Raw genomic sequence first — 12897 nt, 5'->3', positions numbered from 1 at the left:
GCAATAACCCTTATATTTAGTCTTCATCAGCGCTAGCAAGCTTTTTACCAAATACTGCTTTTTCTAGATTTGATAATCTTTTTAATACATCATAGTTAACTTGTGTATTTTGCTGTGGTGCTCTTGAACGTGTAAATTGTTCTGAACTATTTTTTCTGAGTTTATCATTTTCTTGTTGTAATCGAATTATTTCTTGATTAAATGCATCGTAATCTTGAATAATTATGTCTAGAAATTCATCTACTTCTTTAGGATTATAACCACGCATGGTAGATTTAAAATCTTTATCAAAGATATCTTTACTAGTTAATTGAATTCGCTCTAAATTCATATTTTCACCTCATAATATTCAATTTCATCTTCAACTGTATAATCTTCATTCGTTTCATAGGAATCTATTGATTTAATATACATTATACCATAGACGTTTATTAAAGATTAGTATTTAATAGTTGTAAAGTCAAGTTGTATCAGTGTTTACTCGTTTGCTATGTAATAAACGGACTGGATAGTGATTAATGTAATATGAGCTGTTAGAGGGCTTATTATGTTTTTAATGAATGCCTACTGTTTTAAACTATAAAGAAATAATAGGAAAAAAAGCTGTGATTCCAGCTTTCTTTCCTATTACCGTTTTTCATATACAGACTCTTAAACGAGAATGGAACTTCATTTTCTATAGAGCTGCTCTTAACCTCTCACGGTGCCCGTAGCGCGGGTCTCTATCTGTAACAATAGCTCTTCTTACAGTAACGGTTCCCCTTTTATAGCTTTGAAAATAGTAACCTGTTCAGCACAGCAACTAACATCATTTACTATTTCTCTTCTTCTTTTATTAGTATTTGATCGAAAATATATAGTACGGACTGGTATAAATCCATGTATCTTTTTTTGCGAGCATCAAAGAAATAGCTATGCATCAGTAATAACTCCATATTTTCTCGAGTTGATGCTACTTGGTGTGGATGAACCTTAACTTGTTTTAATTTTACTTGTTCCAGTGTTATTTCTTCCCAAGTCTCAAGTAAATTAAAAACTGGAGTAGTTTCGCGTTTTACCAGTTGAAAAAATTCTGGATCCCTGCGATTCTCGGGAGGAGCACTATTTTCAAATCTATGCTTTAAGTCAATTAGATATTTTTTTAGTTGCTCTGTCTGTTTCTCTACATTCATTTGAAGCATCACCTTACATCCAATATAATTCATTTGCTAAAACTTCCTACCTAAATATTATCATCCTTTAGAAGAATTAGCATCTATTTATATTGAATAATAGAAGCGATATGTTTCTCGACATGTTTAATCTTTTCTTCCTCAAGTTGAACAAGTTTCCAGATTTCATTATCGAATCTGTTTTTAAGTGTCTCCTCTACTTGATTTATCTTTTTTGTGAGGCGTTGAAGTGAGACTTGTACATCTTCTCGAGCGATTCCATTGCTTGTGTATTCCTTTTTTAATGCCAAACCCATATGCTCTCCTCCTCCCTCTAACCTAATAGATTTATTATGCTAATTTACATATTCTCTATAGAAAGAAAAGCTCCTTCCCATTCGACAAAACTAGAAGTAATAAGCTAAAATCTTTTTTAATATGAAAATTGTCGAATGGTATTATTAATAAATGAATTATTTGATAATAGACATAAAAAAGTTATTTTTATTTGTATTCAGTTGAAAAATTTTCTATATTAGGCCTAAGTTATACTTTTGTTATATAATAAAGTTTAAGATTTATTTATTTCATGGTCATTTTATGAGAATTCATGGGGATGTTTCTATATTTTACAGGAGGAATTAGTATATGAATTATCCAAATGGACAGAAAAAACGTCCATTAAATAAAAGAAATTTAGAAAACAAGAGTAATATATACAGTAATCGGGGTATGACATTAGAAGAAGATATTAATGTTACCAATGAATTTTATCTTGAAACGAATCGAGCGGTTATCCATAAGAAACCCACGCCTATTCAGGTTGTAAATGTTCATTACCCTAAAAGAACTGCAGCAGTAATTACGGAAGCTTATTACAAGCAGGCCTCTACTACTGATTACAACGGACTCTACCGTGGGAAGTATATTGACTTCGAAGCAAAGGAAACAAAGAATAAAACAAGATTTCCACTTGCTAATATACACGAACATCAAATCATTCATATGGACCGTATCGTAAATCAAGGAGGTATAAGCTTCATGCTTATTCGCTTCTCAGCATTTGATGAAACATTCTTTTTTGAAGCGAAGAAACTTCTTCCATTGTGGCACGACCAATTAAAAGGTGGTAGAAAATCTATTCCATATGAAGAAATTAAAGCTGAAAGTTATTTATTACCAATTAAATATCAAGCAAGAGTAGACTATTTAGAAGTTATTGATAAGTTATATTTCTAATAAATAGTCTTAAATGATGGAGGTAAGTTTTATGGCAGAGAACAAAAAATCTCGTACTGCGAGGCGTAACCAAAAAGAAAAAGGTAAAAAACCAGTATGGAAATTAATATTAATCAGTCTTTTATCAGTAGGATTGTTATTAGGAATTATCGTTGGAGGGGTTGGGATTTACTGGATAGCTACAGCTCCTGATTTAGATCCTGAAAAGCTTTCAATTCCGTTAACCACACAGTTAATTGATAAAAATGGAGAAGTATTTGCTACTCCTGGTGTCGAAAATAGAGAAAAAGTTAATTTTGAGGATTTACCAGATGTGTTAATAGATGCTGTAACCGCAACAGAGGATGCGAGGTTTTTTGAACATCCAGGAATCGATTTAAGAAGGATTGGCGGTGCAGTTATTGCCAATATTACAGATGGATTTGGATCACAAGGAGCTAGTACAATAACTCAGCAAGTAGTAGAGAACTTCTTTCTTACAAATGATAAACATCTTAAATTAAAGGTTCAAGAACAATGGATGGCATTAATGCTTGAACGAGAATATACAAAACAAGAAATTATGGAAATGTACTTAAATAAAATATTCTATGGTAATAATTCTTTCGGTGTTGTTGCTGCAGCAAGAGATTATTTTGGCGTTACAAATCTCGAAGAATTAACATTGCCACAAGCAGCAATTTTAGCTGGTCTACCACAACGACCAACAGCATATAACCCTTTCCAAAATCCAGAGTATACTGCGGAAAGAATGGATACTGTGCTAACGCTTATGGTAAGACATGATAAAATTACGCAAGCACAGGCTGATGAAGCAAGAGAAGTTGACATCCCTTCTCTGTTAGTTGAAACAAAAAGAGATGCAACCCCTTACGAAGCATTTATTGAAAAAGTAAGAGATGAAATAGAAGAAAAATTAGAAGGTGTAGATATAGGTACAGCAGGATTAAAAGTGTACACAACATTGGATCCTGATGTGCAAGAACATGTAGAATTTTTACTAACAGATAGTGAATCAAACCCAATTCCTTATGGAGATGCAAATGTTCAAGGTTCTATCGTAGTTTTAGAAACGGAAACTGGCGCAATTGAAGCAATTGGTGGACGTCGTAACCATAGTGGATCTGGAGATTTCAACTATGCGCTTAGTAGTTCATACCAACCAGGATCAACTATTAAACCGATCTTTGATTACGGTCCAGCGATTGAATACAATCAGATGTCTACTTATCACCAGATAAATGATGATGAACCATATAAAGTACCTGGTGTGGAGAATCCTGTTAGAAACGTTACCCAACGATATAAAGGCTGGGTTACTGCTAGAACAGCATTAGCAGAATCTTTAAACGTTCCAGCTATGAAAGTATTTGAAGAAGTTGGAGCAGCAAATGCTAGAGAATTTGGCACGAAGTTAGGGTTAACTATTCCTGAAAACTTTGGTGGTACAGATGCAATCGGTGGTGCTTCAACGAACACCTCTCCCCTTGAACTTGCTGGTGCATACCGAGCATTTGCAAATGGCGGAAATTATAATGAACCATATGCTGTCATTAGCGTAGAGTTTCAAGATGGTAGTTCAGTTGATCTCCGTCCAGAACCAGAGCCTGTCATGAAAGATTACACGGCATACATGGTAACAGATATGCTTAAATCTGTAATGACTGATCCTAACGGAACTTGGAATATTGAAGGTTTTGGAAATCTTCCCGTTGCTGGTAAAACAGGAACAACAAACTTATCTGATGGAAGTGCAGGAGATCGTTGGTTTGCAGGCTATACAACCAAGCACACCATTACAACCTGGGTTGGAGAACATATGAATGAAGACAGAACACAAAGGCTCGGACTACCTAGTAGCCTGCCACATACTGTTACTCAACATATGTTCCGACAAACATTACTCGAAATTTCAGAAGGACTTGAAGTACCTGACTTTACAAAACCTGATTCTGTAGTTGAAGTAACGGTAGAGCGAGGAACTAACCCTCCTGAACTAGCAAGTGAGTATACACCATCTGAACAACGTGTTACAGAGTTATTCGTTAAAGGAACCGAACCGACTGCTGTTTCCGAAAGTTTTGATGAGTTAGAGTCCGTAACTGGGCTAACGGCTAACTACAATGAAAACTCTCAATCCATTGAAGTAGAATGGGACTATGGAGATCGTGAAGTTAATTTTGAAGTAAGTGCAAGTGTTGATGGTGGTTCGATGCAAGAGCTATCCACAACAGATGAAACATCGATTGAAATCTCAGAAGTTGAAATGGGAGCAGCATACACCATTCAAGTTATTGCTGTTGATGCAACGAATGATTCCTTAAGAAGTGATCCAGTAACTGTTTCAATTACAGTGCAAGAAGAAGAGGAAGAAGAAATAGAGGAAGAAGAAGTTGAAGAAGAAACCGAGGAGGAAATACCTGCAGTAAGTAATTTAACTGCTGAATTCCTTCCAGATGCAAATATTATTGACGTGAATTGGCAGTATGATGGTCCACCAGCAACATATGAAGTTCAAGTTAATAATGAAACCAATACCGTTCAATCTTTAGGCATTGAGATCAGTGGAAACTTTGTAGCTGGTAGAACATATACAATTACGGTTACCCCAATAGGACGTGCAGATGGTACTCGAGGATCAAGTCAGAATGCCACTGTCACCATCCCATTAGAAGAGGAACCTGATCCAGAGGAAGAAATGGATCCAGAAGAAGATGAAGAATAATGACTAAAAAAAGCTATAACAAGACAGAGTAAATTCCCAACGTTTTATAGAAAAAAGCAAAGCCTATCCATTTAGAAGTGGATAGGCTTTGCTTTTTATTCTAAAGTCTATATTAAATTTTCGCGTCTAATTTTTTCATTCTTTTTTTACCTTCGCGACAAAGTTCAAGCAATGGACATTCCGGACAATTTGGATTCCTTGCTTTACAATGATATCGTCCAAAGAATATTAAACGGTGATGTGTAACAGACCATTCATCCCGAGGAATCTTTCTCATTAATGTTTCTTCTACTTGCAAGACAGAATCTTTCCAACGAGAAATACCAAGTCGTTTAGAAACTCGCTCCACATGCGTATCTACTGCTATTGCAGGTTCGTTGAAAGCAATGGAAGCTACTACGTTCGCAGTTTTTCTACCAACACCTGCAAGTTGCATTAGTTCTTCTTTTGAAGATGGTACCTCTCCATTATGCTTTTCAAGTAATACCTCACAAAGCTTTTGAATATTTTTTGCCTTCGTACGATAAAGACCAATCGAGCGAATATCTTGTTGTAATTCCTCTAATGGAACTGCTAGATAATCTTCTGGCGTCTTATATTTCTCAAATAGCCCAGCAGTAACTTTATTGACAAGTTTATCCGTACATTGTGCAGATAAGACCACGGCAATTAAGAGTTCAAATGCATTGGAATGGTTTAACTCCCCTTCTGCATCTGGAAACATTTCTCCTATTACATCTAAACAATATCTAATTTCTTTCAAATTCAACATCTAACTAGTTCTCTCCTTCTAGCCAGTTATAGTAAACGGAAGTATCTCTCTTTTTATTTTCTTGAATAGGTACTGTTTTTTTATACTGGTGGAACTTTTTACTGGCATTTCTTGCTTCGTCCACCGATTTGATACCCTTCTTCTTCCACTCACGTAAAATGCGATCAATGTATTTAAAATTCAATTTACCCATCAATACGGATTCTCTTAGTGCAGCTTTAACTAAAGCAGGCACGAATTCATCCTCATCTAACCATGCATTAACCATTTCGATTTCAAATGGTGAAAGTGGTCGACCAAATTCTTGCTCAAATAAAAGAAACAGTGTCCCTGTATTTTCAGTTTTTTCCGTTTCATTATCTTCTAAGTATAATTTTTCCAATAAAGGATTAAGTGAATACGCTTCATTAATCTGATATAATTCACTTTCTTTTTGTTCAATTTTCAAGAGATCCTTTTGCATTAACTTCATCAGCATATCTGAACACTGCTTTTCGTTAATTGTTAAGTTACTAGCCAATTGTGTAGGCGTTGGGAAAAAGTTCCCTTCTTGAAAATAGCGTATTAGTTGAAGGATTAGAATCACTTCATGTTCATTAAGCCCTATACGTCTATAGTCCATCAATAATTTACCAGGAATTTGCACTTGGTCTTGTAATATCATTTCTACAGAAACTTTTTCAAACATATATATTCCACCTCGATAATAGTATATCATGTAATTTCAAATTCAGAGCATGTTAAAATCCCTTGCTAAAATTGCAAGGGATTTTTAATATTTACTTTAATTTATGGATATAAACGATTTAAAAGTCTTGGGAATGGAATGGTTTCTCTGATGTGTTCAACACCTGTTAACCAAGCGACCGTTCTTTCTAATCCTAAGCCAAACCCTGAATGTGGTACACTTCCATACTTAGATAACTCTAAGTACCATTCATAAGCTTCACCAGTAAGTCCATGCTCTTCGTATCTTTGCTTCATTAGCTCGAGGTCATCAATACGTTGTGAACCACCAATAATTTCACCATATCCTTCAGGTGCGATTAAATCGGCACATAAAACGACATCGTCACGTTCTGGATGAGGTTTCATATAGAATGCTTTAATATCTTTTGGATAATTTGTGATAAACACTGGCTTATCAAATTTTTCCGCGATTGCCGTTTCATGTGGTGCTCCAAAGTCATCTCCCCATTTAATATCATCAAATCCTAGCTCTTCTAACATCTCAATTGCTTCGTCATAACTAATTCTAGGGAAAGGAGCTTTAATATTTTCAAGCTTCGAAACATCTCTCTCTAGTGTGTCTAGTTCTAATTTACAATTCTCTAGGACAGATTGTACAACAAATGCAACGTAATTTTCTTGAACTTCTAAGCTTTCTTCATGTTCAACAAAAGCCATTTCAGGTTCAATCATCCAGAATTCGATTAAATGACGACGTGTTTTAGATTTTTCAGCACGGAAAGTCGGGCCGAATGAGAATACTTTTCCTAATGCCATTGCAGCAGCTTCTAAATATAGCTGTCCACTTTGAGATAAGTAAGCTTCTTCATCAAAATACTGCGTATGGAATAACTCTGTTGTTCCCTCTGCTGAGGATCCAGTAAGGATTGGTGGATCAACTTTTACAAAGCCATTGTCATTAAAGAATTGATATGTTGAACGGATAATTTCATTACGTACTTTCATAATGGCATGTTGTCTACGCGAACGTAACCATAAATGACGATGGTCCATTAAAAACTCTGTACCATGTTCTTTAGGTGTAATTGGGTATCCTTCAGCTACATGAATAATTTCTATTCCGGATACTTGCATTTCATAGCCAAATTTAGAGCGGGTATCTTCCACAATTTTCCCTGTAACATAAAATGACGTTTCCTGTGATAAGTTCTTTGCAGTTGTGAAAATTTCTTCAGATACATCACTTTTCACCACAACACCTTGCATAAAACCTGTACCATCTCTTAGTTGTAAGAAAGCAATTTTCCCGCTTGATCTTTTATTCGCTAACCATACACCAATCTTAACTTCTTGATCTAAATATTTTGCTGCTTCTGTTATTGTAATCTTCAATTTCTGTACCTCCATATAAATCAATAATTAATGAGTTTCAACAAAACGTTTAATTCTTTTAGCTGCTTCTTGTAAATCTTCTGTTGATAATGCATATGACAACCTAACATTATCAGGTTTTCCAAATCCAGAACCCGGTACGAGCGCAACCTTTTCTTCTTCAAGAATTGCAGTTACCCATTCGTCTACTGTTTGGAAACCATTATTTTTAGCTGCCTCTTTTGCATTTACAAATAAGTAAAATGCACCTTGAGGTTTTACACATGTAATACCTGGGATATCACTCATAAGGTTATAAAACATTTCTAATCTTTCAGCGAATATATCCCTCATGTCATCCACTACTTTTTCATCTGCTTGATAAGCTGCTACAGCTGCATATTGGGCAATTGAAGTTGGATTTGATGTGGAATGTGATGCAATATCCGTCATCGCTTTTATAATGTTTTTATCACCAGCAACATAACCAATTCTCCAACCAGTCATCGAATGTGACTTTGAGACACCATTGACTACAAGTGTTTGTTTCTTTAAATCATCACTTAGTTCAGCTATTGATACATGCTTTTCATCCGTATAGTTCAACTTCTCATAAATCTCATCTGAAATAATAAGGATATCATGTTTAAGACAAAACTCTCCTATTGCCTTTAGTTCAGACTTCGAATAGATGACGCCCGTAGGATTGCTAGGTGAATTAATAATAATTGCTTTCGTTTTCGGTGTAATAGCTGCTTCTATATCATCAATCGATAGCTTGAATTCATTTTCTTCCTTCGTATCAATTATTACGGGAACGCCTTCCGCAAGCTTTACTTGCTCTGGATAACTTACCCAATATGGAGCGGGAATAAGCACTTCATCCCCTTTATTGAGAATTACTTGAAAGATTGAATATAATCCGTGTTTAGCACCCATCGTAACGATAATTTCATTTAAATTGTAGCTTAAACCATTATCTTTTAGAAACTTTTCCTGAATGGCTACTTTTAATTCAGTAATCCCACCAGTTGGTGTATATTTTGTTTTTCCTTGTTCCATCGCTTTAATTGCTGCATCTCTAATAAACTTAGGAGTATTAAAATCAGGCTCTCCTGCTCCTAGTCCAATGATATCATGGCCTTGTGCTTTTAATTCATTAGCTTTTGCTGTGATTTCCAAGGTTGGTGAAGCGGTAACGGACTTTACTCTTTCAGCCAAATTCATAAGTTTCTCCTCCTAATTAAACATTCTACGGTAAGAAAATTCTTCATACGTTGATCCATCATACACAGAAATATATTTGAAAACATATCGTTTGTTTTCATTATAATATGTAAGCTCCCATAAGGGTTCTTCATCAATTAAAGCTGGAATCACTCGAATTAAATGACAAGAAGTACATTCCTTTTCCCATGAATTGATAATAGAAGACTTTGGAATGATTTCCTCTGCATCAATGATCGTGAGCGTTTTTTCATTACCTTCGAGAGGATAATAAATTAACTTCTCTTCCCCTTCAGCGTTTTCACCAAAAATCACATGGAAAGATTTTTCGCCGTTAAACTTTTCAATACTTGAAATATCGGTTATAGAAGTTTGATCTAATATTTGTGTTTTCGTTGTGTCAAATCCTGCTGTTCTTTTCTCATTTAAATCCATGTATAAAAAGATAGCATAAATAAGCAGAGAAATAAACAATATACTTAAGATAATCGAACTCCATACGAACCATGTCTTTCTATTTGCTGTCATTTAAATCACACCTTTAAAAGGACCTCAATAAAATACATCTCAATTTTTACTAGCAATAATTTTGGGTTAGTAACAAACAATATAAGCAACAGTAAATGTTAAGAATCCACTTCTCTTAGTATACCAGTGAACGGATAAGATTGGTGTAAATTCTTAATATGCTACTGATTTTTCTTTCCCATACCCTTTTTCCTTGCTACTGTATGTTTTATACAGTAGCCTTTTTAAAACCAATCTTCTGCTTTGTCGATTAGTTGATGTGTCGAATCATAAAGTATTGGCACATCTGGAATTGATTCTGTGAAATACTTCCCATATCTTGCATTAATAATTCGTGCATCACATACGAAGACAATCCCACGATCATTTACCGTCCGGATCAGTCTTCCAAATCCTTGTTTAAATTTTATCACTGCATTAGGAAGAGAAAGCTCCATGAATGGATTTTTTCCTTGTTCTTTCAATTCATTTGATTTTGCTTCAAAAACTGGATGATTTGGCGGTTGAAATGGTAATCGAACAATCATTAAGCAGGACAGATCTTTTCCAGGGATATCTACACCTTCCCAGAAAGAACTTGTTCCTAATAAAATAGAACGCTCGAAACTTTGAAAGTTCTTCTTCAAACGTGATCTACTTCCACTTGTAATTCCTTGCCCAATAAGCATGTATTTATTATCATCCATAATTTCTTTTAATAATTTATATGTTTTGCGAAGCATATCATAGGATGTGAACAGGACAAGCATTCTACCCTCGGTTATTTCGGCAAGTGATAAGATTGCTTCACTTGTGGCATATATAAATTCATCATTATCTTTATGTGTTAGTGCTGGGAAATCATTTGGTACGAGCAATTGCACTTGTTCCTTAAATGAAAATGGGGAAACAATTCGTTCAGCTATTATTTCCTCTTTATCTAAACCAAGTCTCTTTCGAATAAAATCAAACGTGTTTTTCATTGTTAATGTAGCACTTGTTAGAATAACACTATCTTTTTTAGAAAAAAGCTCGTCCATAAGAAGAGTGGAGACATCTGTAGGTTCACTGTAAAGATAGATTGTACTGTTGATTCCTTTTGAATCAATCTCGATCCATTGCACATGATTCACACTTGATTGAACGAGGAAAAGTAATTCTAATCTATCTATAAACAATTGGAGATTTTCAATAATATGTAGAATCTCTTGTTTATCATGTTTATCGTAATCCTTCTTCTCTTCTAATTGGTCATCAATGAGGGCCAATATATGAATTAGATCCCTTAGATATAAGGTAACTCTCGAAACAACTTCTTTTAAGTGTTCCCATGATTCAGCTATTTCTTCTTGTTCATTAAATCGGTATTGAATTCTACCTATATCACTCAAAGCTTTATCATTTTTCCTTCTTTGGAAAACATAATTATAAATAAATTGAAATAAATCATCAATTTCTCTTTTCGCCTGATCGAATATGACATCCCATTTATCTAAAGGGATTTCTTGTAAGGATTCAATATATTTACTAATGATTTGATCAAATGCTTTATTATCTTCTGTACGACCAATCTGATTTAACGTGTAGTGTAAAGTAACATTATCTAGTTTTAAACCATAATGGTGTGCTGCAGTATTCTCAAGATGATGTGCTTCATCAATGATGAGCTTATTGTACGAAGGTAAAAATTGATAATCATTGAACATATCTGTACATAACAACGCATGATTGGTAATAACTATATTGGCTTTTTGAGCTTTTCTCTTTGCCTTTAAATAGTATGAATACCTTACCCACGGTGATTGCCCATCAGTTTTCCCTTCAGCATCTGAAGAAACGCGGTTATAGAAAGAATAGCCACTTGTTGGAAGCTGTATTTCATCAATATCCCCTGTCAGGGTTTCTGTCAGCCAAACCAAAAGAATTGCTTTTGTAAGGGTTATATCATAGTTATCTGAGTCACTATTTGCTAATTCATATGAAAATCTTTCAAGACTTAGGTAATGATTTCTTCCTTTAAGCAAAACAACGTGAAAGTCAAAAGGAACTAGCTGCTGAAGTAAAGGAATTTCTTCTTCTAATAATTGTGATTGAAGCTGGGTAGTATATGTACTAATTACAATCCGACTTTTTGTATGAACTGCTTCATATACCGCTGGAAGTAAATAAGCTAAAGATTTACCAGTACCAGTCTCTGCTTCGATTAATCCATGTTTATTTACTTGAAAAGCATCAAAAATAATCTCAGACATATCTCGTTGTCCAGGGCGCTTTTCATAATTCTTTAAATGTTTGCTAAGACTCCCACCTGCTTCATAGACCTCATCAAGAAAATCACCATACGATAACTTATCCTCGTTATAGATTTCCTCTATATCATCTTCCATTTTGAATGCTAAACCATTGTAAGTAACTAGATTTGGCTCATCAAAGATATCCATCATTGCTTTTTCTTTAAATTCTTCTAATAAAAAGTATAGGTCTGATTTAAGTAACTTCTCAATTTTTGATAAATGATCTAGTGTTTCGAACGGGAGTTTACTCAATTTCTCTTTTAGTTTGAGAAAAAGCTTTGCAGTAACAATTGCATCTGAAAGCGCACGGTGTGGATCGTTATGATTTATATCTAGATATTCTGCAAGTTGTCCTAATTTATATCCAGGTGCTTTAGGAAAAAGTATTCTGGAAAGCTCTACAGTATCGATTACACGATTATTTAATGTCGTTCTCCCACTATTTTTTAATTCGGTATTTAAAAATCCCATATCAAATGGTACATTATGAGCGATTAAGTAACTATCTTTAAAAAGCTCAACAACTGTATCCGCCTTCTCTTCAAATATTGGTGCATCTTCTACATCTTCATTTTTTATATTTGTTAAGTTACTTATAAAAGGAGGAATTGATTTATTGGGATTTAATAAAGTATTTCTTTTCTCAACTATTTTGTCATTCTCTATGATAACGATGCCTATCTCGATAATTTTATCTTTGTTTTCAGGAGAATGGCCAGTTGTTTCTAAATCAACCACTACAAATCTTTCCAAGTATTGCACCCCCATATCTACAGAGATATTATATACCTAAATCAAGCCGAAGTGAAATATATTCTAGTAACGTATGGCATTTTGGGGTTTCTGCTTTTAATAACATTGAGCTTTATTAACACAACCAAAATTTAAAAGAACTCTTATCATTATTCCGATAAGAGTTCT

Annotated in this window: 11 protein-coding genes; 2 read left to right on the top strand and 9 right to left on the bottom strand. The window is 34.4% G+C overall.

The genetic code is table 11. From position 1 onward, the window contains the following. Positions 1-16: 16 nt before the first annotated feature. From gpsB to ACXYMZ_RS04245, 3 genes are all read right to left on the bottom strand, one after another. Positions 17-331, bottom strand: coding sequence for a cell division regulator GpsB (gene gpsB / locus ACXYMZ_RS04255; RefSeq protein ID WP_458947115.1), 315 nt, complete (start codon positions 329-331; stop codon positions 17-19). 484 nt (positions 332-815) lie between these two features. Then, entirely contained in the window at positions 816-1172 is a 357-nt protein-coding gene (locus ACXYMZ_RS04250) for a DUF1798 family protein (protein WP_458947114.1), read from the bottom strand. An 83-nt stretch (positions 1173-1255) separates the two neighbouring features. Then, a complete protein-coding gene (locus tag ACXYMZ_RS04245) occupies positions 1256-1468 on the bottom strand; it encodes a hypothetical protein (protein WP_458947113.1) in 213 nt (70 codons plus the stop codon). A gap of 331 nt (positions 1469-1799) precedes the next feature. Here ACXYMZ_RS04245 and recU point away from each other — a divergent pair, with 331 nt between their 5' ends. Both recU and ACXYMZ_RS04235 read left to right on the top strand, forming a co-directional pair. Then, positions 1800-2390, top strand: coding sequence for a Holliday junction resolvase RecU (recU, locus tag ACXYMZ_RS04240; RefSeq protein ID WP_458947112.1), 591 nt, complete (start codon positions 1800-1802; stop codon positions 2388-2390). A 31-nt stretch (positions 2391-2421) separates the two neighbouring features. Further along, positions 2422-5115 (top strand): transglycosylase domain-containing protein, encoded by a 2694-nt coding sequence (locus tag ACXYMZ_RS04235; protein ID WP_458947111.1) that lies wholly within the window; start codon positions 2422-2424, stop codon positions 5113-5115. Positions 5116-5227: 112 nt separating this feature from the next. Here ACXYMZ_RS04235 and nth read toward each other — a convergent pair whose 3' ends face one another. The 6 genes from nth to dinG form a co-directional block, all read right to left on the bottom strand. Continuing rightward, positions 5228-5887: an endonuclease III gene (gene nth / locus ACXYMZ_RS04230; protein WP_458947110.1), complete on the bottom strand. Its 660-nt coding sequence runs from the start codon at positions 5885-5887 to the stop codon at positions 5228-5230. Positions 5888-5891: 4 nt separating this feature from the next. Further along, positions 5892-6575: a DnaD domain-containing protein gene (locus ACXYMZ_RS04225; protein WP_458947109.1), complete on the bottom strand. Its 684-nt coding sequence runs from the start codon at positions 6573-6575 to the stop codon at positions 5892-5894. Positions 6576-6676: 101 nt separating this feature from the next. Continuing rightward, complete coding sequence (asnS, locus tag ACXYMZ_RS04220; protein WP_458947108.1) at positions 6677-7984, bottom strand: asparagine--tRNA ligase; 1308 nt, start codon at positions 7982-7984, stop codon at positions 6677-6679. 12 nt (positions 7985-7996) lie between these two features. Beyond that, the gene (locus ACXYMZ_RS04215; protein ID WP_458947107.1) at positions 7997-9175 is read right to left on the bottom strand and encodes a pyridoxal phosphate-dependent aminotransferase; all 1179 of its coding nucleotides are present in this window, start codon (positions 9173-9175) and stop codon (positions 7997-7999) included. A gap of 12 nt (positions 9176-9187) precedes the next feature. Beyond that, on the bottom strand, positions 9188-9703 hold the full coding sequence (locus ACXYMZ_RS04210; protein WP_458947106.1) for a cell wall elongation regulator TseB-like domain-containing protein: 516 nt from the start codon (positions 9701-9703) through the stop codon (positions 9188-9190). Positions 9704-9927: 224 nt separating this feature from the next. Next, positions 9928-12738, bottom strand: a complete 2811-nt coding sequence (dinG, locus tag ACXYMZ_RS04205; protein ID WP_458947105.1) for an ATP-dependent DNA helicase DinG — start codon at positions 12736-12738, stop codon at positions 9928-9930. Positions 12739-12897 lie beyond the last annotated feature (159 nt).

The sequence above is a fragment of the Oceanobacillus sp. CAU 1775 genome, from assembly GCF_054482815.1.
The sequence above is the reverse complement of the archived record's forward strand: the minus strand, read 5'-3'. Positions and strand labels throughout refer to the sequence as shown.